The 26,457-nt window shown below is 46.5% G+C and carries 22 protein-coding genes; 13 read left to right on the top strand and 9 right to left on the bottom strand.

The features are described from left to right. Positions 1-93: 93 nt before the first annotated feature. The 7 genes from B7988_RS06405 to glf all read left to right on the top strand — a co-directional run bounded on the left by B7988_RS06405 (position 94) and on the right by glf (position 7,464). Positions 94-1,146, top strand: coding sequence for a glycosyltransferase (locus B7988_RS06405; protein WP_088657266.1), 1,053 nt, complete (start codon positions 94-96; stop codon positions 1,144-1,146). Positions 1,147-1,227: 81 nt separating this feature from the next. After that, a complete protein-coding gene (locus B7988_RS06410; protein ID WP_088657267.1) occupies positions 1,228-2,376 on the top strand; it encodes an EpsG family protein in 1,149 nt (382 codons plus the stop codon). 12 nt (positions 2,377-2,388) lie between these two features. Next, the gene (locus tag B7988_RS06415; protein WP_088657268.1) at positions 2,389-3,408 is read left to right on the top strand and encodes a glycosyltransferase; all 1,020 of its coding nucleotides are present in this window, start codon (positions 2,389-2,391) and stop codon (positions 3,406-3,408) included. A gap of 3 nt (positions 3,409-3,411) precedes the next feature. Continuing rightward, entirely contained in the window at positions 3,412-4,563 is a 1,152-nt protein-coding gene (locus tag B7988_RS06420) for a hypothetical protein (RefSeq protein ID WP_088657269.1), read from the top strand. Next, a complete protein-coding gene (locus tag B7988_RS06425) occupies positions 4,560-5,225 on the top strand; it encodes a hypothetical protein (protein ID WP_088657270.1) in 666 nt (221 codons plus the stop codon). The genes B7988_RS06420 and B7988_RS06425 overlap by 4 nt, the downstream gene beginning before the upstream one ends. Then, positions 5,222-6,331 carry a glycosyltransferase gene (locus B7988_RS06430; RefSeq protein WP_170930554.1) on the top strand — a complete coding sequence of 370 codons (1,110 nt, stop codon included), beginning with the start codon at positions 5,222-5,224 and terminating at the stop codon, positions 6,329-6,331. The genes B7988_RS06425 and B7988_RS06430 overlap by 4 nt, the downstream gene beginning before the upstream one ends. Before the next feature lie 5 nt (positions 6,332-6,336). After that, positions 6,337-7,464, top strand: coding sequence for a UDP-galactopyranose mutase (gene glf / locus B7988_RS06435; RefSeq protein WP_088657354.1), 1,128 nt, complete (start codon positions 6,337-6,339; stop codon positions 7,462-7,464). A gap of 55 nt (positions 7,465-7,519) precedes the next feature. Here the strand turns inward: glf and B7988_RS06440 are convergent, their stop codons facing one another. Together B7988_RS06440 and B7988_RS06445 are read right to left on the bottom strand one after the other, a co-directional pair. Then, positions 7,520-8,848 carry a CotH kinase family protein gene (locus B7988_RS06440; protein WP_088657272.1) on the bottom strand — a complete coding sequence of 443 codons (1,329 nt, stop codon included), beginning with the start codon at positions 8,846-8,848 and terminating at the stop codon, positions 7,520-7,522. Positions 8,849-8,863: 15 nt separating this feature from the next. Then, positions 8,864-10,624 carry a CotH kinase family protein gene (locus B7988_RS06445; RefSeq protein WP_088657273.1) on the bottom strand — a complete coding sequence of 587 codons (1,761 nt, stop codon included), beginning with the start codon at positions 10,622-10,624 and terminating at the stop codon, positions 8,864-8,866. Between the two features lie 114 nt (positions 10,625-10,738). Between B7988_RS06445 and B7988_RS06450 the strand changes: the two genes are divergently transcribed. Beyond that, positions 10,739-11,347 (top strand): hypothetical protein, encoded by a 609-nt coding sequence (locus B7988_RS06450; protein ID WP_139261156.1) that lies wholly within the window; start codon positions 10,739-10,741, stop codon positions 11,345-11,347. Between the two features lie 70 nt (positions 11,348-11,417). Then, positions 11,418-11,978: a 3'-5' exonuclease gene (locus B7988_RS06455; protein WP_088657274.1), complete on the top strand. Its 561-nt coding sequence runs from the start codon at positions 11,418-11,420 to the stop codon at positions 11,976-11,978. Between the two features lie 183 nt (positions 11,979-12,161). Here B7988_RS06455 and B7988_RS06460 read toward each other — a convergent pair whose 3' ends face one another. The 3 genes from B7988_RS06460 to B7988_RS06470 are packed head-to-tail and all read right to left on the bottom strand — an operon-like array spanning position 12,162 to position 17,106. Beyond that, positions 12,162-13,412 (bottom strand): glycoside hydrolase family 3 N-terminal domain-containing protein, encoded by a 1,251-nt coding sequence (locus B7988_RS06460; RefSeq protein WP_088657275.1) that lies wholly within the window; start codon positions 13,410-13,412, stop codon positions 12,162-12,164. A 29-nt stretch (positions 13,413-13,441) separates the two neighbouring features. Beyond that, positions 13,442-15,970 carry a DNA topoisomerase III gene (locus tag B7988_RS06465; RefSeq protein ID WP_088657276.1) on the bottom strand — a complete coding sequence of 843 codons (2,529 nt, stop codon included), beginning with the start codon at positions 15,968-15,970 and terminating at the stop codon, positions 13,442-13,444. Between the two features lie 2 nt (positions 15,971-15,972). Beyond that, positions 15,973-17,106, bottom strand: coding sequence for a glycosyltransferase (locus B7988_RS06470; RefSeq protein WP_073323139.1), 1,134 nt, complete (start codon positions 17,104-17,106; stop codon positions 15,973-15,975). A 144-nt stretch (positions 17,107-17,250) separates the two neighbouring features. Here B7988_RS06470 and sstT point away from each other — a divergent pair, with 144 nt between their 5' ends. Then, the gene (sstT, locus tag B7988_RS06475; protein WP_088657277.1) at positions 17,251-18,522 is read left to right on the top strand and encodes a serine/threonine transporter SstT; all 1,272 of its coding nucleotides are present in this window, start codon (positions 17,251-17,253) and stop codon (positions 18,520-18,522) included. Positions 18,523-18,613: 91 nt separating this feature from the next. On the opposite strand, the gene B7988_RS06480 is transcribed toward sstT, so the two are convergent. Together B7988_RS06480 and queF are read right to left on the bottom strand one after the other, a co-directional pair. Continuing rightward, positions 18,614-19,330, bottom strand: a complete 717-nt coding sequence (locus B7988_RS06480) for a queuosine precursor transporter (protein ID WP_088657278.1) — start codon at positions 19,328-19,330, stop codon at positions 18,614-18,616. A 51-nt stretch (positions 19,331-19,381) separates the two neighbouring features. After that, the gene (gene queF / locus B7988_RS06485; protein WP_073323144.1) at positions 19,382-19,858 is read right to left on the bottom strand and encodes a preQ(1) synthase; all 477 of its coding nucleotides are present in this window, start codon (positions 19,856-19,858) and stop codon (positions 19,382-19,384) included. Between the two features lie 180 nt (positions 19,859-20,038). Between queF and B7988_RS06490 the strand changes: the two genes are divergently transcribed. Continuing rightward, positions 20,039-22,438 (top strand): Tex family protein, encoded by a 2,400-nt coding sequence (locus B7988_RS06490; RefSeq protein WP_088657279.1) that lies wholly within the window; start codon positions 20,039-20,041, stop codon positions 22,436-22,438. 155 nt (positions 22,439-22,593) lie between these two features. Here B7988_RS06490 and B7988_RS06495 read toward each other — a convergent pair whose 3' ends face one another. Then, positions 22,594-23,112 carry a GIY-YIG nuclease family protein gene (locus B7988_RS06495; RefSeq protein ID WP_088657280.1) on the bottom strand — a complete coding sequence of 173 codons (519 nt, stop codon included), beginning with the start codon at positions 23,110-23,112 and terminating at the stop codon, positions 22,594-22,596. 307 nt (positions 23,113-23,419) lie between these two features. Between B7988_RS06495 and B7988_RS06500 the strand changes: the two genes are divergently transcribed. Then, positions 23,420-24,262: a TIGR02147 family protein gene (locus B7988_RS06500; RefSeq protein ID WP_073055467.1), complete on the top strand. Its 843-nt coding sequence runs from the start codon at positions 23,420-23,422 to the stop codon at positions 24,260-24,262. Then, positions 24,262-25,683, top strand: coding sequence for a LamG domain-containing protein (locus B7988_RS06505; protein WP_088657281.1), 1,422 nt, complete (start codon positions 24,262-24,264; stop codon positions 25,681-25,683). Before B7988_RS06500 ends, B7988_RS06505 begins: the two co-directional genes overlap by 1 nt. Before the next feature lie 214 nt (positions 25,684-25,897). Here the strand turns inward: B7988_RS06505 and B7988_RS06510 are convergent, their stop codons facing one another. Next, positions 25,898-26,095: a ferredoxin gene (locus B7988_RS06510; protein ID WP_072801269.1), complete on the bottom strand. Its 198-nt coding sequence runs from the start codon at positions 26,093-26,095 to the stop codon at positions 25,898-25,900. Between the last annotated feature and the right edge of the window lie 362 nt (positions 26,096-26,457).

Raw genomic sequence — 26,457 nt, forward strand, 5'->3', positions numbered from 1 at the left:
CTCCTGCTTTGATGATTTTTTTTAACAATCAAAATCAGATGAATTGTTGAATGGCTTTGGTAACTTTGCTTTATCTTAAGGAATGGTGATTGTATGATTTATTTAATTTCTCAAGATTGGTCGAATACGAGTAATAATCATGCGGGTATGAAATATCTCTGCAACAAACTTCAAGAGATGTACCCGAAATATTATCGAGCTTATTCTGTTCCTTGTTTTGCCTGTGATGAAATTTTATCAAAAAATAGAATCGTGAGAAAAGTTCAATTGTGGTATGCACGATATCAAGCAAAAAGATACAGTGATAAAATTGTAAAAGAATTGCTGACTACGCTAAAAACAGATGACGTTGTCTTTCTTACAGAATATCTTGAAAGATTGTCTCCAATGAAATACATTGTTGACAAAATAAGATTGTTTAAACCAGATACTATTTTTTGGGCGATTGTTCATTTGGTGCCTGCAAAATTGGAAAAAAGTTTTTCTAAAGACAGCGAGATTAGTCGTTGGATGGAAAATATCACACGTGTGTTTACCTTTGGTCGTTCTCTGTCTGATTATCTGTGTTCAAGGGGCCTTCCACAAAACAAGGTTGTGACATCTTTTCATTATGTTGATGACTATTATTTAAACAAAACTGGTGCTCGCAATAATGCCTTGGTAGAGGTAATTGCTATGGGAAATCAAATGCGAAATCAGAACCTCCTTTGTGAAATTGTGCGGGCTAATCCTAATGTGCACTTTACAATTTGCCAGGGAGTTGAAAATATGGAATCTATTTTTAAGGGCTTTGACAATGTGACTCTGATCCCCTTTGTTCCTGAGCCAGAACTTAGGCTGTATATGGAACATTCGGACATTTCGCTAAATGTTATGCAAGACACCATTGGAAGCAATGTGATTGTAACTTCTCTTGCGATGGGTTTAGCAATGGTTTGTAGTGATGTTGGATCTATTAGAGATTATTGCGATGAAGAAAATGCTATATTTTGTGAAAATTCTTCTGTAGAATCGTTCTCTAAAGCGATAAATCTTTTGTCATCAAACAGGCAACTTTTGATGAATATGAAGACATCTGCTCAGAAGCGAAGTTTGTCGTTTTCTATAGAAAAATTTCATTTGGCGCTAATGAACTTGAAATGCTGATGATGCTTCTAATAAAAGAATTTTGAGTTCCCTAGAGAGATTTAATAGTTATAAAACAGAACATATTGCATTGGAGCGTAAATGTATACATTTGACATAGACTACATTTTGATAAACATGCTGATGTTTTTGTTTTTTGTTTATGCCGGTAGAAATATTGACAAGTCAAAGCATCCGTGGCAATATATTTGGTTGTGCTCTATTGTTTTTACAATTGTACTTGGTTGTAGATATATGCGAGGGAACGATTATTTGCGTTTCCAGATGACTTTTATGTACGATCAGGACAAAACTGAAGTCCTCTTTACGTTTATTAACCGTTTTCTTAGATGGGTGGGAGTGACTAAATATACCTTTTTGTGTGCTTATTCACTTCCGTTTATTTTATGTGGGCTTTATTTTTGTAAACGCTATGTTTCTTTGTCTAAGTTTTTATATCCCGCTTTTTTACTTGCTTTTATTTTCTTTGATGAATATTGCATTCGTCAGGCGTTGGGGTTTTCCTTTATATTTATATATATGGTTGTCCTTTTTAATATGGATGAAGAAGAATGTAAACTACGTGCTAAAATTCGTAACTTTCTTTTATTGATTGTTTGCGCACTTGCCGCGGTGTCTATACACTCTGTTAACGCATTAAATGTTGTATTTATTACAGCTATATTTATTGTGTTAAGGGGGAAATGTATACCATGGTTTATATCAATACCCTCTTTTTTAGTGAGTTCATTTGTCTTATCTAATTCTATAGATTGGTCGCTCTTTCAAAATAGCCTCTCTTATCTTGGGAACTTTAGCGAGAAATTTTATATTTACACAACTCGGGCCAATAGTTTCTTTTCGTCTGATGCGTTTCAAAATGATTATACGAGAAGCGTTGGTGGAAAAATTCTTGAGTGCTTTGGTCATTGCAGTTTGTTTTATTTGGGGTGTAAGACAATAAAAAAAATTCCTTCTCCAAAATCAATTGTGGCTTTGTATAATATTTATGTTATTGGATCCATAATAGATATGTGTTTTTGGAATTATGAATTACTTAGACGAGTATTTGATCCAATGTTGGCTTTTTGGTGTTTCTCGATTGCATTCGTTTTGGAAAATGCTAGTAAGCTCAAATACACAACGCAGGAAAAATTTATGTTTTTAGGCCTGCTGTATTTCCCTTACGAAATGGGGTTTAAATATTTAGTAGAACGTGGACAGATGACTTTGTTCTTGTGGGATATGTAAAAAAGGTGTTATATGTCAAAGTATAAGGTATCCATTGTTGTCCCGGTTTATAATGTTGAAAAGTACTTGTCTAGGTGCGTTGAATCATTATTGAACCAAACTTTAGATGGTGTCGAAATTATTTTAGTTGATGATGAATCTCCGGATAATTGTCCTAAATTGTGCGATGAATTGTCTTTAAAGCATCCCAATGTAAAGACTGTTCACAAAAAAAATGGAGGTTTGGGGCTTGCTCGAAATAGCGGTATGGAGGTTGCAGAAGGTGAATATGTTGCCTTTGTTGATTCTGACGATTATGTAGAATTAAATATGATGGAAATTCTATATAATGAATGTAAATTGAATAATTTGGATGCCGTTTATTCGGAATTTAATACGGATGAATATCCCGGTTATCGTGTTATTCCGCATATAGAGCGATTATATCAAAATGAAGAAATTGAATCGTTAAAATTAGATTTTATTGGTGCTGAACCGGAGTATACTTCAAGTGTGAAATATGAACCTTCTGCATGTAAAGGTTTGTATTCTTTGGATATGATAAGAAGTAATAGTATAAAATTCTTGTCAGAACGAGAATATATATCAGAAGATGTTTTGTTTAATTTAGAACTTTTAGATGCTTCAAAACGTGTAAAATTAGTCCCATTTCAATTGTATCATTATTGCCTAAATGGAGGGAGCTTGACTCATACCTATCGAGCCGATCGATGGGAAAAACTTTGCAAAATGATGACTGCATTAGAACGGTATAAATCAAGATTTTCTAATCCGAGGGCTTTTGAACTCCGTGTTGCTAGAACTGCTATGGCTTATTTCAGAATGGCATCAACCATAGAATTGCACCGTAATAATATATCATGCTTTGAAAAATATAAGTCAGTAAACAAAATGCTGAAAGAATCGGTTTTACAGAGCCGCCTGGAATCATATCCAATCTCTCGGTTGCCCAAAGCATGGCGAGTGTTCGCTTTTTTGATGAAAAAGAGACTTAGCTTTGCCGTATGTGTGTTGATTCTAATAAAGGGATAATGTATGATTTTTAAAGACGAATATGAAAATTTTGGGTATGAAATTTTCGGTCCATTTCTGAAGACCTTTACTGAATGGTTGTGCGCAAAAATTATTGAACAAAATGCAGAGAAGGTTTTCTTTTTTTCAAGAGATGGATTCATGATGCAAAAAGCTTGCTGCTTGCATCAAGGTTTTCTTGAAAGAGAAATTAAGCATGAATATGTTTATTTTTCTAGAAATAGCTTAAGGAGGGCGCTTCTTTGGGATTGCGGAACCTATGAAGAATCGCTGAAGTATTTGTCAAATCAGCGTTTTATTTCTTTTTCTGAATTAGCGTCTTATTATGGAATACAGGAAAATGAAAAAGATATTATAGAAAAATCGTTTGATATTTTGTGGACACATAATTTTTTACAGTCTGCTTTACCGCAAAACGAAAAAGTGAAACGATTTTATAGCGCTTATAAGGCTAAAATTAATGCAGAATCTAAAAGACAGTATCATGATATCGTCTTGTATTTAAAACAGATTGGCATGCAAGGAAATGTCGCTATTGTTGATATTGGGTGGCATGGTGCTATGCAGTATTATTTGGAGTTGCTGCTGGAAAAATCTGGAATAGATGCTTGTATTACTGGTTATTATATTGGTATTAACGTTATTTATTCAATAAAGGGAAATACTTACGGATTTCTCTTTAGTAAAGAAAATCTGGAAAAAAGGAAAAAAGTGTTGTGTGCGTTAGGTCTTCTTGAAAAGCTGTTTCAGAGTTTGGAAGGATCAACGGATGATTACGTAAATAAGCAGGGAATCGTAGTGCCGGTGTTAAAAGGTTATGAATATCAAGATGATTTGCAGATACAAGGATATATTAAATCATTGCAAAATGGGGCACTGCGTTATTTGAAGAATCCTCCTGATAAAAAGACATCATGGAAGCCTTTAGTTGCATTTGGTATGAATCCGACATCCAAACGGTTAAAATTGTTTTCTTTCTTTTACAATGTTGACGGAGAAAAACTTTATTTCCTTCCGCAAAAAAGTATATTCCAGTATCGTCTGAAAGAATTTTTAGTAGCGTTTAGTAATAGTTGTTGGAAAACGGGTTTTATGAAGGCTGCGTTTAAGCTACCTTTCCCGTATTTTTGGATATATAATGTGTTAAGAAAATGAATATTTCTAGAGAATTGAAAAAAATTGAACATTTTGATTTGGTGTCGTTTGATATATTTGACACCCTGGTTTTCCGTACGGTTCCAACGCCCAAGGGGGTTTTCTTTTTGGCTGGACAGCAAGTGTTAGATTCGTCTGTAGAATCAGCGAAATTCCAGTCAGCGAGAATTTTGGCAGAAAATATTGCACGTAAGAAATCGCAGACTGGAGAAGTGAATTTGGATGATATTTATAATTCCTTAGTTGAGTATTCTGCAGATATTCGCGAAAAATTGAAGCAGGCTGAATTGAGGGCCGAATTAGAAGTATGTCGACCTCGTGAGGAAATTGTTGCCTTGTATAATGGTATAAAAGAATTTGGAAAAGAGATTGTTCTTATATCAGATATGTACCTCCCCGGGTCTTTTATAGAACAAATACTTGCAAATTGTGGTGTTGATGGAATGAAAGGGATCTTTATATCAAATGAATTGGGTTGTGACAAAAGAAGTGGCAAACTGTTTTCTGAAGTGCAAAAGAGAATAATTTGTTTTAATGGAAGGCACATTCATTATGGTGATTCTTTTAAAGCTGATTTTTTAGGTGCATTAAAGGCCGGTGTAAAACCGAGATTTGTTCTTAAGCGTCATTTTTTTCGTAAGTTATGGGGAAAAATAATATGAAAGTTTTAGAGATAAATGTAGATGATATTGGTATGGGAGGGGTTTTTTCTTTAGTAAGGAATGTGATTGCGCATAGGCCTTCTGATATGCAAATTGACATTGCAGCAATAGAATTATTTGAAAAAGAAGAAAACCTAAAGGCACTAGAAAAATTAGGATGCCATGTTCATTATATTGGTTTTGCAAAAAGCAAATTGATGAAACAATTTATTGTGTTTTTTAGGTTGATTTGCCTTATAAAAAAGGAAAAATACTCGTGTGTGCATATACATGCTGATGTTGCAAATAAGTTATTTGTGTCTGCTTTGGCAAGTAGAATTGCTGGAATAAGAAAAATTATTTTGCATTCCCATGCAGCGGGTGTGGATGGCCGGAATCGCTTTCTTAAACGTATATACCATAAGTCATGTCGATATTTCCTAAAATTTTTGGCGGATGAGTGTTTGGCTTGTTCTGATCTTGCGGCTGAATGGATGTTTCCTAATGTGAAAAAATCAAAAATAAGAATGGTTAATAACGGGATTGATCTAGACCGATTTCGGTTTAATCATCAAATTAGAGATAATGTGCGAAAAAAAATGGGCTTGGAAAAAGCTTTTGTTGTGGGCCATGTGGGACGTTTTGCATATCAAAAGAATCATGATTACTTAGTTGATGTTTTTGCACGATTGAAAATGAGTGTGCCGCAAGCGCGCTTGTTGCTTATTGGAGAAGGTGAGTTGAAAGAAACTGTTGAAAGGAAAGTTTCTCAAAAGGGACTTTCCGACAGTGTTGTGCTATATGGTGTTAGCAACGATATTCCATCTTTGATGATGGCTATGGATGTTTTTGTTTTGCCGTCTCACTTTGAAGGTTTGCCTATAGTAGGCGTTGAAGCCCAGGCAACTGGTTTGCCTGTGATTTTCTCTGACTGTATCACAAAATCTGCGAAACTCTCTTCAAATGTATATTACTTGCCTATAAATAAAGATTCCATTCAAAATTGGGTTGATATGATAATAAAGAGCTTAAAGACTGATCGAAATGCTGCGTATGAAGAGCTGTTCAATAGGGGATTTGATATAAGGCATACAACTCAATCGTTGGTAAAAATATACGAGGGTTGAAAATGATGAAAAAGAAATATGACTATCTTATCGTAGGTTCTGGCTTGTTTGGGGCGACTTTTGCATATTGCGCTGCTAAAGAAGGAAAAAAATGTCTTGTAATAGATAAGCGTCCCCAATTGGGTGGAAACGTTTATTGCGAAAATGTCGAGGGCATTAATGTCCATAAGTACGGCGCCCATATTTTTCATACCAACAATAAGCAGGTATGGGACTTTGTGAATTCCATTGTGGAATTCAACCGATATACGAATAGTCCTGTTGCAAATTATAAGGGTAAGCTTTATAACTTGCCATTCAATATGAATACGTTCTACCAAATGTGGGGCGTAACTACACCGGCAGATGCCCAGAAAAAAATTGAGGAACAAAAGGCTGAAGCTGTCGCTGCGTTGAATGGTCGCGAACCCGCCAATCTTGAGGAACAGGCACTGACGCTTGTCGGTAAGGACATTTTTGAAAAGCTCATCAAGGAATACAGCGAAAAACAATGGGGCCGAAATTGCAAGGAATTGCCAGCGTTCATTATCAAGCGGCTCCCGGTGCGCATGGTCTTTGACAATAATTATTTCAATGACCGCTACCAAGGAATCCCTATCGGAGGGTACAACAAGCTAATAGATGGATTACTAGAAGGTGTTGAAACCCGTACAGGTGTAGATTTCTTTGCCGAATACAAGGACGATTGGCGTGAAATTGCAGACAAACTTGTTTACACCGGTGCTATCGATGAGTATTTCGGTTACAGGTTAGGAAAACTTGACTGGCGCACGGTGAGTTTCAAGACTCGCATCGAAAACACCCCGAATTATCAGGGTAATGCTGTCGTGAATTATACGTCGCATGATCAGCCTTACACCCGTATTATTGAACACAAGCATTTCGAAATGTTTGGACAGACTGTTTACGATTGCCCAAAGACGGTCGTTTCGGAAGAATATTCAACAGAATACAAGGAGGGAATGGAACCCTATTATCCAGTAAATGACGACCGCAATAATGCATTGGCTGAAGAATATCGTAGGTTGGCTGCAGCGGAAACGGATGTCATTTTTGGAGGTCGACTGGCACAGTACAAGTATTATGACATGGCGCCGATTATTGAGCAGGTTTTGAATCTGACTGTAACATAAAAGATGAATGAGACTTTTTCGCAGCCTTTTTTATAAGTTTACAAATTAAAAAATATTAGTTTACTAAGTGTGTGTTGATCCATATATATCTTTGATTTATCCAATCTTTCAAATGAATGATTGCTTCTTCATAGGATGAGTATGCGTAAAAATGCCAATGATTCTCTGTGCTTGACAGAATGGGCCATTTCCTAAAATTATTTGCGGCAGCTTTTTCTATTTTTTTGTAGATTGAATCTATTGTGTTGATTGTTTTAAAAAAAGTACTTTTATTTTCAATCCAAAAAGATTCTCTTTTGTTAACCATTAAAGTATCTTGAAATACAAATTTATTCCAGTGACTTGTTTTGATGTGCCAATCGCTTGGAGTGTTAAAACTTGCATAGTCGAATTCTCCGAATGCTAAATCAAAATCCCATACAGGTCCCATTTTAATAGGATTATTTTTTTCCCAAGAAAAGAATACGCTTGTAAAAAAGTTCGCGTCGGGATTTTTGGCGAATTCCTCTACCCAATAATATTTTATGTATTCTTCAACGTCTAGCCATTGAGCGATATTGTTATCGCGTTGTTCATGAATGTTTGTTAGATATGTTTCAAAATCCGTAATATGCTTTTCAATTGTATTTAATGCCTTTGTAGAAACTTTTTGGGGCTTATGTACGCGGAAACTTAGCCCTGTGGAATCGTTAATTACATAGGAATAAAAAATGGTTTCTGAATATTTGTATTTTTTATCAACTTCCACAATGTAAGAATTGTCGGTTTCAGGTATATTTATTCGATGTTTTGAGATTTTAATTGTTTCTGTCAATAAATAAACTCCCAAATATTCTTTATTAAGATATAATTCAATAAATTCACATCGTGGTGCGTAGTAAGCGCCTAGTTCTGCTGAAAGATGATACATTAAATAATTCTTCATTAATGTCTTATCAGCGTAATTTGCGATAAGGGCCCAGTCTCTGTCTTTGGGCATTCCAAGAATGTTTTGTTTGTTTACAAATTCTATTTTATATGAATTTTTAGGCATGTCAGTCCACGAGGTATTCCCTCTTCCTCTTATAGTCAGCTCCATCACTTCGCTTTCGGGGGCGTCCGCGCCCCATACTTGCAGCTTGGCGGGGATCTCTGTTTCGCGGTCCTTGATTTCTCGATGGTTCTCCGTTTCTATCACAATTCTCGGGATGCCCGCATAGGGGTATTCCGAGTCGTCAATGGGGAGGTAGTTTAGTTCTGTGGAGAGAGGGGTGGCGTCTTCTTCTATATCCCAGAAGGCGACGACTTCGTTATCTATTCTTTCGCTATTACTGCATCCAAGCCCCAAGCAGCAGATAACGATGCCTAGGAGCAGGGGGAGTGGTCTTACCGCACGATAACGCATGTTTACAAATATAGATTATTTGTAAATTGCTGTTAGCGTCAGGGCGTTCTTGGGAAATATTGTACGCGTGCTGTTGGTGTCGCCGTCGCTCCAGCCGCCCCATTTGTGGCCTTTTTGCGGCTTTGCGGTGAGTGTGACGGGGTAATTCTTGAAAAAGTCAACTGTGATTTCGCTTTCGTTCAGGGGGAGCCCGTGCACCAAAATGGTGCCGGGGCCGCTAGTGACGAGCGTAATGGGTATGGTGTTTCCGAGATCAAAGAAGTCGCGGAGTTGCATGGTGACTGTGTCTGCTCGTGTCTTGGCAAACGTTTTGATGATTTCCAGGTGTTCGTCCATGAGGGCTTTGTCATGCGACCAGCGTTCTTGATCGCGCGGAATTTCTTGCTCGATTTCGGACATCATTTTGTCTATGCGCGCAAGGATTTTACTTTGTTCAAAATTTGTCTGCAGGAGTACGGCCAGGCGGTTGATGAATGCGGCTTCGAAGTCTTTGTTCTTGAGCAAGCACCGGATTAAGAAGGTGGCGATAGGCGGGTTCTTATTGTAAGCGAATGTCACTTGCGAGGTGATGTATTCAAAGATGTTGGTGTCGTCGTAGGGGATCGTGCCAAAGCCCGCGTCCAGGTCGTACAGAATCCACTTCCATTTGCTTTGCGGGTTTATAATATTCCATCTTTTGAGGTTGTTGGCGGGCCAATCCATGTTGTATGCAAATATTTCTGTGTGCAAGTAGTTCAAAAGATTATCGATGTCGATGAGCGAATCGATGTGGGCGTAATTGCTGTCAATGTCTAGGCTATGGCTTTTGAGCCATTGGAAGATGGCGTTGTAACTGGCGGCAGAGCCTGCTGTGGGGTTGAATCCCATTTTTATCAGGTTGATGTTGTTCTTGCCGATTCCGTAATGTGTCTCGATGTATGATTCGTTGGCTCGTTCGCGTAAGTCGTGTATGCCGAAATATTCCCCGTTGTAGTATACGATTACAAATCGCCCGCGTTGGTAATCGACGCCGAGCCCCTCGCTGAGTGAACTGGCGAGGCGGTCGCGAATGTAGTCCTTAGCAAAATTGTTGCCATTGTTGCGCAGGACAAAGCTCTTGAATACGGTGAGCTCGGGGTATTCCGGAAATAGCGGGTAAAGGAGTCTTCGGTCTCCGTATTTTTTGTCGAAGTTGATGGAGACGGATTTTTTGGGATTCGTGCGGCTGAATTTTCCGAAAATTTTTAGGCCGGCATGCTTTGCGAAGGCGGGGGCGTTCTCGTCGCTTTCGACGAGTTCTACGTATACGGGAATTTCCTTGTCGAGCCAGAAGTTGGCGCCTTCGTGCGGGATTTCTTCTTGGGCGTCGGGGCCGGGCATGTAGATTCCGCTGTCAGGGTCAAAGAGTGAATTCGGATTTGCGGTGAGGAATACGGCCGCAATGGTCGGCTTTTCTTCGAAGATGTAGGTGCGAATGATTTCGGCTTTTGTGGAGTCGGAAAAATCGATGCAGCGAATGGTTGTCGTGCTATCGATTTCAAAAGTTGATGCGCGCGGGCTTTGGACGTTTGGAATTTTACCGTCGGTTTCGCAACTCAGCGAATCATTTTCGGAAAACTTGACTGCAAACGCATCATTGAAAAAGCCGGATTCCGGAAAGTCGCTAAAGACTTGTCTGGCGACCGGACATTCTGCATAATTATGCCTTGTATTGTTGGCATAGTCGCTGTTGCTACAGGCCCCCAAAATGAGTTCTGCGAGCATGCAGAATAGGTATAAGGCGACTATGCGAGGCATATAGTGTAAAAATAGCAAAGTATTAAAATAATATGCTTTTTTTTGGTGATTTTCCGCCTTTTTTGTTAAGATTCATTTATATTACGCTATGGAGTTTTAGTGTAAGAGGATCCCATGAAGTTGAACGTTTGGGTATGTGGGTCGGTTGGATTTTTATGGGTTGTAGCGATGATTCTGTTGCTTTCGGCGACAGGGGTCTTTGCTGAAGACATGATTGCCACGGCTTCGAACGGTTCAACGGTGATTCTGCATGACAACGGCCGTTGGGAATACCACCAGAACAATTCAAAAATTCGCGATGTGCGTCCGAGTGCCATTCCCGAAGACGCCAAGTTCCAGATAACGGTCCAGTATGAAAGTGCAAACAAAATCAAGAAAGATATTCGCATGATGATGGATGGCGAGTTTGCCACCGAAGAAGAAATCCGTGACAGTTTGCGCAAGGTGCCGAAGGGCGGCATGGTGTATTTTCAGGTGCCCACCAAGCAGATTAAGCCGGGCTACACTCGTGAACTGACGTATTACATTTACGACAAGGGCAAGAAGCCGATTTTTTCGCAGACGGCTCGCGATAGCGAGGCTAAACCCACAGTCGAAAGCAGCAAGGTCTCGAATTTGATGGTCGTGCCGCTTTATGCAAAGCCCAAGTCCAAGGTGCTCAAGGCGAAGGTGGTGAGCGAATCTGCTCGTCAGACTCTGGAGTTTGATATCCCGATAAAGTGATTTATATGCCATTGCGTGCGTTCTCACGTCATTGCGAGCAACGCGAAGCGATCCAGTTTGATTCAGTACGATGAAGTTTGCAGTTGTAGATCTAGAAACGACGGGGGGAACGGCTGAGGTTGGCCGCATTACCGAGATCGGTATTGTTCTTTTAGATGATTGTGAAGTGGTCAAGACTTATTCGGCGCTGGTAGACCCGGGCATGCCGATTCAGCCGTTTGTGCAGAACCTGACGGGCATTACGGACGAAATGGTTCGCGGCAAGCCGCAGTTCGCGTCTATTGCCGAAGAGGTGGCCGAACTTTTGCAAGACCGCATTTTTGTGGCGCACAATGTGCAGTTCGACAGCAAGTTCATACGTACGGAACTCAAGCGCTGTTGCATCAAGATCGATCCGCCGAGGCTTTGTACCGTCAAGATAGCGCGCCGGTTTTTCCCGGGGCTTCCGAGCTACAGCTTGCATAAGTTGACGCAGGCGCTGGAACTGCCTGAATTCAATCATCACCGCGCTTTGGACGACGCTTTGGCTGCGGCTGAGATTTTGAAGCTGGCCTACAACAAGGTCGGGCCGGAACGCCTTTTGAAAGAAGTGAAGAATTTGTCTACGCCGAAAAAAGCGAAGGTAGTTTGACTTGTCTTCCCGCACGTAGATGACAATAGCCACTTGCAGCTTTGCTGCTTAGTGGATATGATCCTCGGAACGGGGACGGGATCTCCTTTGTATTAGTTTGAAAAACGCTTGCAATAATAATTGCAAGTTCTTTGGAAAGCCGTAAATGGAGTTCCCGGCTCAAGGCCGGGAAGACAGAGGGCTTTATAACAATCCCGCTTTGTATTTCATCTTCAGAATTCTTGCGGCGGATTCTTCGATGCGCTGCCTGTAATATTTACTTTGTTTAGAAAGTGCGGCGAGGTAATTTACCATTTCAACCGCTTTTTGCGGATATGTAATCATGAACATGTCGTTGCCGGCCATCAAGGCGGTACGCACGAGTTTCCTAAAATCCTTGGCGGGATAGTTCTTGCTGCGCACGCGTTCGTTGCCGCTCACCCAGGCGCGCAGGCTGACGCCCCACAGGTCGTCGGTCAATATGACTGTTTCGGGGGACATGTCGCGGGCCATTTTCACGATTTTCGGTTCGAATACGGCAGGGCGGCTTGATATGCGCACAAAGCTCACGCTGCTCATCATGGTTACGGGAATGTCGCTGGAGAGTGTCTTGAAAAATTCCACGTTCTTCGCCACTTTAGCCTTGGGTGTTGAACTCACGGCAATTTGGTGGTCGCTGTTGGTCCAAGAATCGTATCCCGGGAAATGTTTTGAAACGCAGGCAACGTTGCTTTCGCGCATGCCTTGCACGAAAGCGCGGACCTTGGTCGCATTCGTGGTGTCTTCGCCCCAAGAACGCTTGGATTCTTCCATAAAGGAATGCTTGCCGCGGCTGTCTTTGGCGGGGTCGAGCACGGGCGCCAAATTCAGGTTGATTCCTACGCTGTCGAGTACAGCGCCGATTTCTTTTGCCAGAGTGCGGATGGAATCTTCGCTCATGTTGCGCATTTGCTTGGCGCTGGGGGTATGCTCCCAACGCGGGGCCACGACCGAGATTCGGTTTACGAGGCCGCCTTCTTGGTCAGCAGCCACGAGCGGCTTGATTCGCATGGAATCGTTCACGGTGCGGATGTTCTCGGTGAACTTGTCCAGATTCTTCAGGTGATTTTTCATCACCAGGTATCCGCCGAATTCGTGCTCGAGCATGAACGATGCGGGCGTCATGTAAACCATGACCATCTGCGCTGCTTTCTGCTTAATGGTCAGCGAATCCCACAGTGGCATGAGTTCGCGGGGGAGGCCATAAGGCGTTTTTATGGAATCTTCTTGCGGTAAGGCTTCGGCTGTATACGACGCGCTTGTTGCTGAATTGCTCGCAGGTTCCGCGGCTTGATTCCCCGCAGCTTCTGTAAGCGAATTCAGCGGAACAAATTTCACGTCAGGCAGAGAATCCTCCGCCTGCACAAGAATAGACATTGCCAGAAAAACGATTACTGGTACTATATTAAATTTCATTCTGAATTCCGAAATCCGAATTCCCGAATTTACTCAGCTTTCTTCTTTCCAAAGCGTCTCGGTTTGAATTCTCGCGGCGGGAAGTCGAACTTGAGCTTGCCGCCTTTATCTAGATACAAGTAAGCGTCAAAGGTGCGGTGGGTCTTGTTGCTGCGGAAGCCTTTCAGGAGCGTCGTCTTTTCGCCGGCGAGCATCTTCTTGATTTCTTCGAGCGGGATTTCTTTGCCCAAGAGAATCTTCGGGAGCGTGATGCCGCTGGGTTCCTTTTTCAGGTAGGAATCGCTCACGTAACCGGTCATGGTTTCGTACACGGCGGCGCCATCGACCGGAGACTTGCCGACCTCGGCTCCGACTTCGACTTCTTCGGGCTTTTCGTCGAATACAAATTCAATCTTGTTTTCGTCGTTGATAATCACCACGGCCGAGAATTCGGCACCGCGCTTGCTGCGGAAGCCGGTGAGCGGACCAATCTTTCTGTTGGTCAAGAGCTCGGTGATTTCTTCCGGTGTGAGCCTCTTGCCGCCAATCATCTTGCGGATGACGATGCCGTCTTCGGTGGTGTAGCGGCTCACGGTTTCAAAAACCTTCTTGCCGTTCACGGGGCTAAACGGGGCTTCGCCGGTGGTGCTTTCTTCCTTGAAACTCTTGATGTTTTTCACCATGGTCTTCGTCATCTCAACGATGCCTTCCATGAACTTTTCGCGGGTTTCCTTGCCCTTCTCGATCTGCTCCATTTTATATTCCCAGTTGCCGGTAAGTTCCGGGCTGGTGAGCGCTTCGATATCCATGGCCTTCAGCACCTTGATCAGGTCGAATGCCTTCGCGGTCGGGATCATGTCCTTGCCGTCGCGGACCACGTACTTGTCGCTGACGAGCTTTTCGATAATGGCGGCACGCGTTGCCGGCGTTCCAAGGCCGCGTTCCTTCATGGCGTCGCGGAGTTCTTCGTCTTCCACCAACTTACCGGCGCTTTCCATCATCGAAAGGAGCGTGCTTTCGGTGTAGTGTGCAGGCGGCTTGGTAAAGTCTTCCTTTTCTTCGAGGGCGACCGTTTTGGCGGACTTGCCCTTGAGTGCCGGGATGTTCGATTCTTCGTCGCTGTCCTTGCCGTACACGGCCTTGAAGCCCGGATCAATCAGCACCTTGCCTTCGGTAATAAAGGTTTCGCCTTCCACGGTTGTTACGCGGGTGGTGTTTTCGTACTTGGCGGGCGGGAAGAACACAGCGATGAATCGCTGGCAAATCATCGTGAAAATCTTCTGTTCGGCTTCGGTGAGTCCCGAGGGCATCACGCCGGTGGGGATGATGGCGAAGTGGTCCGAAATCTTGGAGTTGTCGAACACCTTGGGGGTTTTCACGACCCAGTTGTTCTTGAGGGCGGTTTCTGCAAACTTGGCGAGCGGGCCTTCGATTTTGCCGAGGGTCGCCTTCACCGGAGCCACGTAGTCCTCGGGCAGGCAGCGGCTGTCGGTACGCGGGTAGGTGGTTGCCTTGTGGCGTTCGTACAGAGCCTGCGCAATCGAGAGGGTGGTCTTCGCGCTAAAGCCAAAACGGTTGTTCGCTTCGCGCTGCAGTGTCGTCAAGTCGTACAGCGGGCCGCACTTCTGGAGCGAGGGCGCGGACGTTTCTTCGACGGTGCCGGCCTTGCCCTTGCATTTGGCGAGAATTTCTTTTACGCGGTTTTCGTCAAAAATCTGCTTGATTTTGTCCTTGCCGTCTTCCTTGTTGGCGGTGAACCACTTGCCTTGGTAGTGGTTGCCGTCGTTGTCGAATTCGGCTTCCACGGTCCAGAACTTTTGTGGCACGAACTGCATGCGTTCTTCTTCGCGGTTCACGATAATGGCAAGCGTCGGCGTCTGTACGCGTCCGCACGGGGTCACCTGGAATCCGCCCATGCTGCTGTTGTAGGCGGTAAGGCCGCGGCTTCCGTTCATGCCAATGAGCCAGTCGGCTTCGCTACGGCAAAGGGCGGCGGCCTTCAGGTTTTCCATTTCGGAGCCGTCGCGCATGTTTTCGAAAGCTTCCTTGATGGCGGCCGGGGTCATGCTCTGCATCCACAGGCGCTTGATGGTCTTGCCCGTGAATTTGCCCTTGAGCACATACTGTAATATATAGAAGAAAATCAGTTCACCTTCGCGGCCCGCATCGCATGCGTTCACGATGGTCGTCACGTCCTTACGCTTGATGAGCTTAGAGAGTGCCGAAAGCTGCCCCTTGGTCGCAGGCGTTGCGACCAGCGGGAATTCCTTGGGGAGCATGGGGAGCGTGCTCATTTCCCACTTCTTGTACTTTTCGTCGATTTCTTTCGGGTCGGCGATTTCAACCAGGTGGCCGATGGCATGGCTCACGATGGTGGTGTCGCTTTCGTAGTGGGTCTTTTCGTTCTTGAAGTTCTTTTGGCCGAGTACGCGGACCAGGTCCAGGGCCACACTCGGTTTTTCGGCGATAATCAGGGTCTTTCCCTCGATCGGGGCCTTTGCCGCCTTCGTTGCAGTTTTCTTTGCAGCGGTAGTCTTTGTCGCTGCGGTCTTTGTTGCAGTTTTCTTTGTTGTTGCCATCACTACTTCCATTTAAATCGTCCGAACAGGCCAAAAAGCACGGCCAGCACGGTAAAGGGGGCGTGGATAAATTCTACAGGAATGCACCACTTGATCAGGTGCTCCTGCCTGAATATCCTGAGCCCGCGAAGTATTAAAACCAAATCACCAATGCATTTGGCGACAAACGCGATAAGTGTCGCGATAAAAATCTCGAAACTGAACGGCGAAAGTACCGCCGCTATACACTGCATGGTCAGGAACAGGAATACCATGCTGAGTACAAATACGATTTTCGGTGTATAATAGATAGTCTTCGACGCCCAGCGCTTACGTTGCTCCCAGAGCTCCTTCAAGGTTTCTTTGCCGTTGGTGGTCACGAAGGTGCTTTCGGCAATGCAGTAGCGCATGGCCCAGGGGCGGTCGGCAGCGAGTTTTTGCATCAAGAGGTCGTCGTCGCCGCTCTGGATCTTGATGACGTTGTCGAACCCGTGCACGCTCTTGAAGAAGCTCTTGCGGTAGGCGAGGTTGTTGCCGGTGCTCGTGAGGGGGAGTCTCATGGCGAGTCCAGCGGTACCCGCGACGCGGTAGATTAGCGTCTCGATGGCCTGCATGCAAATGAGCACACTCGACTTACCGGGGATTGTGGGAATGTAGGAATGCCCAGCCACCAGCTCAATGCCCGGCTCGAATTCGGCCACAATGCCCGTGACCCAGGTGGGCTTTACCAGGCAGTCGGCGTCGGTCAGGCACAAAATTTCGCCCTCGCACGCCTCAATCAACAGCGAAAGCGCATGCTTTTTGGGGCTTACCCCTTCCGGAATCTCCTTGATCGTCAAAACATGCAACCTCGGGTTCTTGGCTGCGTATTCTGCCAAAATTTCCGGCGTATCGTCGTCACTTCGGTCATCGGCCACCCACACGTCCCACTGTCCGCGGTAGTCCTGGGCAAGCACGGAGTCCAAAGTCTCGCGTATGCCGGCCGCCTCATTGCGCGCGGCAATCAAGATACTCACCTTGGGGGCGGGCTCCACGTCGGAGTTCCCCACGCGCACTTTACCGAGCGCACGGAAGAACCGCACCTCCAAGACTATATAGAATAGTCCGAACACAGCCAAAAGGCCGATGACCAGGTATGTGAGCACCGTAAAAAACATTTTCCGCGCAAAATTTAGTTCATCGGGGCGACTTTGGAAAAAGACGCCCGCCAAAATGGCCTTGATTTTTTGCGCACCTTTCGTTTTTGTCCCAAAATCGGCAAAATTATATTTATATTACACACTGAAAAGTGGAGGCACGCTATGAAAGTAAGCGCAGTAATCAATAAATATAATAGTGCAAACTTGGTGCTCCGTATCGCAATTTCGATTGTGGTGGGTGCGCTCTTGGGCGTGTTTCTGCCGTCGCAAAAATGGATTTCCGAATTCGGCGTGCTCTTTGTAGGCGCGCTTAAGGCCGTGGCGCCGGTACTGGTGTTCATTTTGATTGTCTGTTCCCTTGCCAATGGCAAGTCCCGCTTGGACCGTCGTTTTGTCCGCGTGGTTGCCCTATACCTGGTGGGTACGCTGCTAGCGTCCTTTGCCGCCGTGGGGTCGAGCATCATGTTCCCGCAGAATCTAGAGTTGAATGTGTCGGCAGACGTTTCGACCGTGCCGACCGATATTTACGAAATCCTGCATAATTTGTTGGTGAATGCGGTGTCGAATCCGTTTGCGTCTATTTCCGATGCGAACTATATCGGTATTCTGGTTTGGGCAGCCTTTATGGGCTTTGCTATCAAGAAGATTGCAAGTCCGGTGACGTTTACCGTGCTGCAGGATGTGTCGAATGCGGTTTCGATGGTGGTTCGCTGGATTATCAATTTGGCCCCGCTCGGTATCATGGGTATTATGTATACCTCGGTTTCTACGAACGGAATCGGAATTTTCAAGACTTACGGTTCGCTCATTCTGGTTCTTGTGGGAACCATGCTTTTCGTGATGCTTGTTGTGGTGCCGGCTCTTGTAGGACTTGTGTTGCGGCATGACCCGTATCCGCTGGTGCTCAAGTGCCTCAAGAGTAGTGCCGTTACGGCCTTCTTTACCCGCAGCTCCGCGGCGAACATTCCGGTAAACATGGCACTTTGTAAAAGGCTCGGGCTCGACCGCGAATTTTATTCTGTGTCTATTCCGCTGGGCGCGACTATCAATATGAGTGGGGCCGCCATTACCATTACGGTCATGACTCTTGCGACGGTGCATACGCTTGGTATTCCGGTGACGCTTACTTCGGCATTAATCGTGTGCGTGCTTGCAACGATTGGCGCCTGCGGTACCAGCGGTGTTGCGGGCGGTTCGCTTCTCTTGATTCCTCTGGCATGCGCCCCCTTCGGCATTTCTACCGACATTGCCATGCAGGTGGTGGCCGTGGGCTTTATCATCGGAGTGATTCAGGACAGTATGGAAACGGCCTTGAATTCTTCGACCGACGCCATCTTTACGGCGACCGCCGAATACCGTGCCTGGCAAAAACAGGGAAAACCCTTGCCCGAGGAATTATTCCGCGAACACGGAACCGAAGAACATGAAGCATAAAAAATGAGGAATTTTCATCCTCATTTTATTCTAAACTCTAATCTCCGAAATCTGAATTCCGAAATCCGAATTCTGAAATCTGAACTCCGAATTAGTCCTTCAGCAGTTCCGGGTGCTTTTCGGAGATTCGTCGTGCGAGGTACACGAACGGGGTATCCATCAGCGATGTCACGATAAAGATTCCGTAGCCGAAGACCAGGATTTCGCCAATCGTATTCCATGGGAAAACTCCGGCGAAGGCAAGCAGGTTGAACACGACCACGTTGATCAACTGGCTTACCAGCGTAGAGCCGTTATTGCGCAACCACAAGAAGCTTTTCTTACTGCCGAACTTGCTTTCGGTCCATTTCCACCAGGCATGGTAGGCCCATACGTCGAACATTTCGCAAATAGCGTAGGCAAACAGGCTTGCAAGCATCACGCGCGGGGTGTTGGCGAACACGGTACGAATCGGTTCTGCCATGGTGTCGCCCTCGGCCGGAATATACAGGAACCAGCTCTGCGAAATCAGAATGAAGGTCACGTTAGCAAGAATGCCGATTTTAACGCAGCGGCTTGCTTCTTTCTTGCCGTAAATTTCACTCATGATATCGGTGGCGAGGAATGTCGAGGCGAAAATCACGTTGCCGAGCGTGGTGTCGAGCCCGAAGGCGTGCACCAGAATCAGAACTTCGATGTTTGCGGCGATGGTGCAAATCACCGTCCAGGCGAAAATGCCCTGCTTACCGAAAAAGCGGAAAAAGCCGACGAGCCCGCCGAAGAACACGAAGATGGAAGCGATAAGGATGATTTCGTTTTGTAGAGGCATGGGGTGTGAGGTCGGGGCTAAAGCCCCTTTGAGGTTGTGAGGTTTTGGGGGTTAGCGGCGGCGATCAATTGCTGCAAACAGGCGGGTCTTGGCAAGCGTTTCGAATTCGGTGCCCGGCTTACCGTAGTTGGCAAACGGGTAGAGCGAAATGCCGCCGCGGGGCATAAAGAGGCCTTCGACTTCGATGTACTTCGGGTCCAGGAGCTTGACCAAGTCCTTCATGATGATGTTCACGCAGTCTTCGTGAAAGTCGCCGTGGTTACGGAAACTGAACATGTAAAGCTTGAGGGACTTGGATTCCACCAGGTACTGGTCCGGAATGTAGTTGATCTTGATTTCGGCAAAATCCGGCTGGCCGGTTTTCGGGCACAGGCTCGTGAATTCCGGGCAGTTGAAGGTGACCATGTAGTCGTTGCCCGGATGCTTGTTCGGGAACTTTTCAAGGACTTCGGGACTGTAGGTGGTCTTGTACTGGGTCTTGTTGTTGCCAAGCAACGTGACGCCTTCGAGTTCAGCTTCTGAACGCATAAAGTCTCCTAGTTTTGTTTAAGGTCAGGATGGGTTTCGAACTGACCGACCCAAAGATAGAAAATTATCTATATTCCCTTTACCTCGGGAAAATTGCCGGGGTACCTCGCACTGCGGTGCTGGGTTGAACTTAGGGCTTTAAGACCCTCAAACCGAAATATAAAACGGAAACTAAATATTATGGATTTTTCTGCAATTATTGCCGAAGAGCTTAACCTTGAAGTATGGCGCGTCGCCAAGGCGCTCGAACTGATGGACCAGGGTGGTACCATCCCCTTTATCGCCCGTTACCGTAAAGACCAAACGGGCACGCTGAACGAAATCGAGCTGCGCGACATCAGTCACCGTCGCGACTACCTGCAAGAACTGGTAGACCGCAAAGAAACGATTCTCAAGAGCATCGAAGAACAGGGCAAGCTCACGCCCGAACTCAAGGCACAGATCGAAGCCTGTAAGGACAAAACCCTCCTCGAAGATATTTATGCCCCGTACAAGCCCAAGAAGCGCACCCGCGCCACGGCCGCCAAGGAACTGGGTCTGGAACCCTTGGCCCGCCTCATGTGGGCGCAAGAAGAAACCGGCAACACGGCAGAACAGATTGCGTTAATTTATTTGTCCGAAGAAAAGGGCCTTGCCGACCCGAAGGCCGCCCTCAAGGGTGCCGCCGACATTTTGGCCGAAGAAGTCGCCGACAACACCGAATTCCGTCAGTACCTGCGTAACAAGATGGAAAAGACTGGTGTCATGATTTCCAAGGTCAAGAAGGATTTCGAAGGCCAGGAAACCAAGTTCAAGGATTACTACGACTACAGCGAACAGGTGTCCAAGATTCCGAGCCACCGTATGCTGGCGCTGCGTCGCGGCGAAAAGGAAAAGGTGCTCCGCCTTTCGATCGAAGTGCCGAACGAAGAAATGGTCGGCTACCTCAAGCAGCAGGTGATCAAGGGCAACACCACTTGGACTCCTTACTTGGAAGCCATGTGCCAGGATGCTTGGGAACGCCTGCTCCAGCCGAGCATGGAAAGTGAAGTACGCCTGATGCTCAAGGACGCCGCCGAAGAAGAAGCCTTCAAGGTGTTCAGCAAGAACCTGCAAGACGTCTTGCTCGCCGCACCTGCCGGCCACAAGGCTGTGCTCGCTCTCGACCCGGGTTTCCGTACGGGTTGCAAGGTGGCCGTGCTCGACGAAAACGGCAAGTTCATGGACCATGGCATCATTAAGCCGCATGAACCGTGGAACGACAAGGCCGGTGCCGCCGTGTACCTGATGGGCCTTATCGACAAGTACAAGATTGACTTGATTGCAATCGGTAACGGTACCGCAAGCCGCGAGACCGATGCCTTCTGCGCCGAAATGTCCGCGAAGTTCAAGGGCAAAGTTCCGCCGCGCGTGATCGTTTCTGAAGCAGGTGCATCTGTGTACAGCGCAAGCATGATTGCTATCCAGGAATTCCCGAAGGAAGACGTGACCACTCGTGGCGCCATTTCGATTGGCCGCCGCTTGCAGGACCCGCTGGCCGAACTCGTGAAGGTGGACCCGCAGTCTATTGGCGTGGGCCAGTACCAGCACGACGTGAACCAGCGCGAACTCAAGAAGCGCCTGGACGAAGTGGTGGAAAGCTGCGTGAACATGGTCGGTGTCGACGTGAACAGCGCCTCTGCTCCGCTGCTTTCTCATGTGGCGGGCCTCAGCAATACTTTGTCCGAAGCGATTGTGAAGTACCGCGAAGAAAACGGTGCTTACGCTAGCCGCGAAGCCCTTAAGAATGTGAAGGGCTTTGGTCCGAAGGCCTTTGAACAGGCTGCAGGCTTCATGCGCATTCCGGGTGCAGAAAACCCGCTGGACGATTCTGCGGTTCACCCTGAAAACTACGCCCTTGTCGAAAAGATGGCCGAAAAGGCTGGCGTTTCTGTGAAGGACATGGTGGGTAACGCCGAAGCCGTGAAGGCGATCAACCTCGAAGAATTCCTCTCCGACGAAGTGGGTAAGGCTACTTTGGACGACATCATGAAGGAACTTCAGAAACCGAGCCGTGACCCGCGTAAGGAATTCCGCTATGCCAAATTCGACGACAAGATTCGCACGATTCAGGACCTGATTACGGGCAGCTGGATGGAAGGTGTCGTGACGAACGTGGCAAACTTCGGAGCCTTCGTGGACATTGGCGTTCACCAGGACGGCCTCGTGCACGTTTCTGAAATCAGCGACAAGTTCGTGGAAGATGCCAAGACGGTTTTGACCGTGGGCGATATCGTGAAGGTGCGCGTGGTCGCAGTCGATGTGGGCCAGAAGCGCATTAGCCTTTCGATGAAGCAGGAATCTACCGACGGCGTTGCAGGTGCCGGCGCTAATGGCCCGCGTGGCCAGCGCGCAGGCGGTAACCGCGGCGGATTCGGTGGCCACGGCCGCGATGGTCGCGGCAATGCCCGCCCGCAGGGCGGCATCCAGGGCCATGCAACCCTCGCAGACCTTAAGGCAAAAATCGCCGGCAAGGACCGCCCGGGTGCAGCTCCGAAAAAAGCCGCTGCCATGCCCGGCAAGATGAGCGCCCTTCTTAAGAACTTTAAGAAAGGAATGTAAGGCGAGAGTCGCGGCAGCCATGCTTGCATGAGCTGCCATGACCGAGCCGTAATCTTTGCACTGCATCGCAGTGCAAAGGAATGTAATGCTCTAACTGTCATGCCGCACATAGATGCGGCATCTCCTCTTACGGCTTTCCAAAACGCTTGCAATTCTTATTGCAGGCGTTTTCTATTGTCTGACGGGTTGGTGGGCGCTTGCCTTTTTCCTTGTCTTCCCGGCCTCGGCGGGTTAGTGGGCACTTGCAATTTATTGCTTATGTGCCCACAATCCTCGGAACGGGGAAGCCGCCATCTCCTCTTACGGCTTTCCAAAACGCTTGCAATTCTTATTGCAGGCGTTTTTTTGAAGAAAGTCTTTGCTGAATCTAGGATTTTGGCCGTAACACCAAGAGATTCTGTAAGATCATCCCAGTTGGCATTATTTTTTTCGATTAAATTCATTTTCCATAAACGTCGCCATTTCTTTAGCTGTTTCTCTCTAGCAATGGCATCTTTTATGTTGAAGAATAGTTCGTAATGAACTAGTCTGTTGACGTTATAATCGTTTGTAAAACCTTCGTTTATCTTTATTTTGTGCTCTATGATTCTGCGAAATAAATTGTTTGTTACACCTGTATAAAATACAGTTCGGTGTTTGTTGGTGAGAATGTAAACATAGAAGTTGTAATTCATTTTTCCTCGGTTAGAAAAGGAGATCCCGCACCACGTGCGGGAAGACATCGGGAGAAGAATCACCTTTTATATACACGCTTTTTTTTATTAAGTTGAGAGCGTTTTCTAGGTAAAAAAAGGTTTGCTGTGCAAAGAAGATGGGCATGGCCAATTTTATTGTGTAAACTTTTCTTATGATTTTCTTTGCGGCACGATTCGTCTCGGTTGTGTGACGAACATCAAAACAAGCCCCTAAAGGGGCTTTTCGGGTGTGTAAAAATTTTCTCGGGCTATTGCCTGGTGTGTAAAAATTATTTATTTTAGGGTTATGTGTATTGCGCTAGAACATCTGTTTGATTACGACGACTTCCGCAAGTTCCTGCAAGACTACTTTGAGGAACAGAAAAAAATGCGGGCCGTCTTTTCGCACCGATTCTTCGCGGCGAAGGCGGGTTTCAGCAGTTCGTCTTACTGCCTGAACGTCATCCGCGGGCGCTTTAACCTCACGCCAAAGTCTATCGATAAAATTGCGAAGGCGATGGATTTCGAGCCGTTGCAGAAGGCGTATTTCGAGGCCCTGGTGCAGTACAACCAGGCGCAACAGGTGAACGAGCGCGAAAACGCCTGGGAACAGATTGTCCAAATCCGCAAACAAATCGAATTTACACACGTGACTACTCGTGAACAGGCCTACTTTAGCAAGTGGTACTATCCGGTGGTTCGCGAAATGGCGGTGAATGCCGACTGGCACGACGACTACATGGTGTTGGCCCGCATGCTTACGCCGCAAATCACGACCGAAGAGGCCCGCGACGCTGTCAAGAAACTTCTGGAATGGAATTTGATCAAGAAGGTGGGCGACCATTACGAAGAGACTTCGCAAATGCTCGATGCCGCCGAAATTCCGCCGATTTCTTTGCGCCAGATTCGCCGCGAATACATTCAGCACGCTATCGGTGCTGTAGAATCCATGCCCAAGAACGAACGTTTTGCTGCGTTCACCACCTTGGCCATGAGTGAAAGTTCTTATAATTACGCTGTAGAAGTTCTTGAAGACGCCCGCAAGAAGATAATTGCGAAGGCGGCAAACGACCCTAATGTGGAGCGTGTTTACGAGATGATGCTTGTGGCGTTCCCGATGAGTAAGAAGATTGAAAAGGAGGCAAAATAATGGATACTTTGTTCAAATATGCCTCTGGTATGGCTTTAGCTCTTTTTGCGGCTGGTTTGACTTCTTGTTCCAAGAGCGACGAAACCGCTGGTGGCGTGACCGATATCGGTAACTCCGTTGCACAGGGCATTGTGGTGACCGAGGCGAACCAGCCTGTGGCCCGCGCCCGCGTGGTGGCTTATTACGACAACTGGGATAAGACCTCTATCGAAGATTCCGTGGTGGTGGAAGCCGACAACAACGGCATTTTCAGCTTGAAGTTTGACAGCACGCGCTCTGTGGTGATTTATGCCGAAAACGGTTCTGAATCCGGCCTTTCCCGCATTCAGAAAGGTGGCGACGCCCTTGTGATGGTGGGTCACCCGCGCAGACTTGAAAGTCGTGTTGCCGAGGCCAAGTCCGGCTACATGCGCATTGTGGGCCGTAGCGATGTCGCAACCGTCAAGTCCGATGGTTCGTTTGCATTCGATGCGATGCCCGTGGGCGAAATCTCGCTGGTGTATGTGGAAAGCGATCAGTCGCAGGCCCGTTTAAACTTCATGACGGCTGTCGCGGGCGACACGCTCAAGATTCCGTCTCTCGAAAACAAGAACGAGGGCTGGCTCACGATTTCGGATTACCACTACTATAGTGGCGCCGCTTACGGTGGCATTATGGTGAATGTGCCCGATGGTATTTCTGTTCCGCAGGATACCGCTACGCCGGAACCGGTGGTGCCTGACACCACTGCAAAAGATACTACCGCTGTCGATACTACGGAAGAACTTGCGATATCCTTGAACCTCCACATGGATGGCTCCGATAGCGTAGCTAAGGTCTATAACAATGACGGCTCGGTCGCCGATTCCGTGAACTACGTGGAAGGTGTGTCGGGCAAGGGCATTCTGCTCAAGGTCGGTCAGTTCGTCGAAGTGGGTGATATTGACCCCTGTGCAGGTGACTTTACCATGAGCGCATGGACCAAGTGGAGCGGTTACCGTGGCGATGGCATTTACCAGCTCCTCTTTGCAGAACGTGAAGACTGGATGACCGGATTGTCCAGGTTCCAGCTGCAGTATGAATTTATGACGAGTTCCTTTGTTGCCGTGGGCGATGGCATGGACTTGTCGGGCTATGGCTATGCATGGCTTGCCAAGGGCAATGTCGAACGTGGTGGCACGCTGCCTATGAATGAATGGTCGCTGCTGGTGCTCGTTAACGAAGGTGGCAAACTGTACTTCTATATCAACGGGGTGCTCGTGAGCAACAAGGCCGGTGTTCCGTTTGCACCCAAGGAAGTTGCAGCCCCGCTGCCGTTCCGTATTGGTGGTTCCGAAGTGCCGAACGACACTTGGAATGGCGCCATCGACGAAGTCAAGATTGAATCGGTCGCCCGCTCCGCTGAATGGGTCAAAGCCGAATACGAAGCCCTAGCGAAGTAATCTGAAAGTGTCATCCTGAGCGGAGCGCTGTGGCGCGAAGTCGAAGGATCTAATAACAAAAGAGCCTTGTCCGAAGACAAGGCTTTAAAAGTTTTTAAGTAACTTAGGCGATACTCACCTCGGCACTACGGACGCCTCGTTTCACTACGGCGTCTATGCTTCGGCTCGGTCATAGAAAAATGCTTGCATTTTTCTGCGACGCTCGCCTTACGCATTACTCGTACTTAATCACGCCGGCCGGGCAGCTGTCAGCAGCGTCCTTGATTTCGCTTTCGTAAGCGGAATAGTCGACGCCTTCCTTGACCTTCATCTTTTCAGGAACTTCGAACACTGCGTCGCAAGTAGCTTCGCAAGCGCCGCAAGATACGCATTCGTCACTGGATTCGTCCAGCCAAACTTTCGTGATTGCCATAATATACCTCTTTGTGTCTTAGGTTGAATTTATATATGCAATATAACAAAATCTTGTTCTGAACAGACGGGAAAATAAGAAATAAATGAAAAAACTGAACAGAAGAGGAAGAATAAAGCGTCGGCCAACGGAGGGGAGGGGGCAGGGAGGGGGCCGTGCGGCCTTCGCAAAAGTGTGCAAGTGAGTGTCGCACAGGCAAGTTTACTTGCCTGTATGACTGAACGTAGCCACGGACGCATAGCGTCCACTCCGAGCTGGGGCCCCTCCCGCATGTTTATTAATCTTTTAAATTGAATACATGCATTTGAGCGGAGTTGTATTTTTCTAAATTTACCGCAAAAATTCATTTTTCACCTTCCGAC

The organism is Fibrobacter sp. UWB1 (assembly GCF_002210325.1).
Lineage (GTDB): Bacteria > Fibrobacterota > Fibrobacteria > Fibrobacterales > Fibrobacteraceae > Fibrobacter.

Excerpts from the sequence above, each read along its gene's own strand:
- B7988_RS06440 (WP_088657272.1), bottom strand. The coding sequence starts at position 8,848 with ATGCGTTATCGTGCGGTAAGACCACTCCCCCTGCTCCTAGGCATCGTT.
- glf (WP_088657354.1), top strand. The coding sequence starts at position 6,337 with ATGAAAAAGAAATATGACTATCTTATCGTAGGTTCTGGCTTGTTTGGG.
- B7988_RS06490 (WP_088657279.1), top strand. The coding sequence starts at position 20,039 with ATGGATTTTTCTGCAATTATTGCCGAAGAGCTTAACCTTGAAGTATGG.
- B7988_RS06450 (WP_139261156.1), top strand. The coding sequence starts at position 10,739 with ATGAAGTTGAACGTTTGGGTATGTGGGTCGGTTGGATTTTTATGGGTT.
- B7988_RS06495 (WP_088657280.1), bottom strand. The coding sequence starts at position 23,112 with ATGAATTACAACTTCTATGTTTACATTCTCACCAACAAACACCGAACT.
- B7988_RS06510 (WP_072801269.1), bottom strand. The coding sequence starts at position 26,095 with ATGGCAATCACGAAAGTTTGGCTGGACGAATCCAGTGACGAATGCGTA.
- B7988_RS06425 (WP_088657270.1), top strand. The coding sequence starts at position 4,560 with ATGAATATTTCTAGAGAATTGAAAAAAATTGAACATTTTGATTTGGTG.
- B7988_RS06465 (WP_088657276.1), bottom strand. The coding sequence starts at position 15,970 with ATGGCAACAACAAAGAAAACTGCAACAAAGACCGCAGCGACAAAGACT.
- B7988_RS06415 (WP_088657268.1), top strand. The coding sequence starts at position 2,389 with ATGTCAAAGTATAAGGTATCCATTGTTGTCCCGGTTTATAATGTTGAA.
- B7988_RS06455 (WP_088657274.1), top strand. The coding sequence starts at position 11,418 with ATGAAGTTTGCAGTTGTAGATCTAGAAACGACGGGGGGAACGGCTGAG.
- B7988_RS06405 (WP_088657266.1), top strand. The coding sequence starts at position 94 with ATGATTTATTTAATTTCTCAAGATTGGTCGAATACGAGTAATAATCAT.
- B7988_RS06480 (WP_088657278.1), bottom strand. The coding sequence starts at position 19,330 with ATGCCTCTACAAAACGAAATCATCCTTATCGCTTCCATCTTCGTGTTC.
- B7988_RS06420 (WP_088657269.1), top strand. The coding sequence starts at position 3,412 with ATGATTTTTAAAGACGAATATGAAAATTTTGGGTATGAAATTTTCGGT.
- queF (WP_073323144.1), bottom strand. The coding sequence starts at position 19,858 with ATGCGTTCAGAAGCTGAACTCGAAGGCGTCACGTTGCTTGGCAACAAC.
- B7988_RS06410 (WP_088657267.1), top strand. The coding sequence starts at position 1,228 with ATGTATACATTTGACATAGACTACATTTTGATAAACATGCTGATGTTT.
- B7988_RS06470 (WP_073323139.1), bottom strand. The coding sequence starts at position 17,106 with ATGTTTTTTACGGTGCTCACATACCTGGTCATCGGCCTTTTGGCTGTG.
- B7988_RS06430 (WP_170930554.1), top strand. The coding sequence starts at position 5,222 with ATGAAAGTTTTAGAGATAAATGTAGATGATATTGGTATGGGAGGGGTT.
- B7988_RS06445 (WP_088657273.1), bottom strand. The coding sequence starts at position 10,624 with ATGCCTCGCATAGTCGCCTTATACCTATTCTGCATGCTCGCAGAACTC.
- B7988_RS06505 (WP_088657281.1), top strand. The coding sequence starts at position 24,262 with ATGGATACTTTGTTCAAATATGCCTCTGGTATGGCTTTAGCTCTTTTT.
- sstT (WP_088657277.1), top strand. The coding sequence starts at position 17,251 with ATGAAAGTAAGCGCAGTAATCAATAAATATAATAGTGCAAACTTGGTG.
- B7988_RS06460 (WP_088657275.1), bottom strand. The coding sequence starts at position 13,412 with ATGAAATTTAATATAGTACCAGTAATCGTTTTTCTGGCAATGTCTATT.
- B7988_RS06500 (WP_073055467.1), top strand. The coding sequence starts at position 23,420 with ATGTGTATTGCGCTAGAACATCTGTTTGATTACGACGACTTCCGCAAG.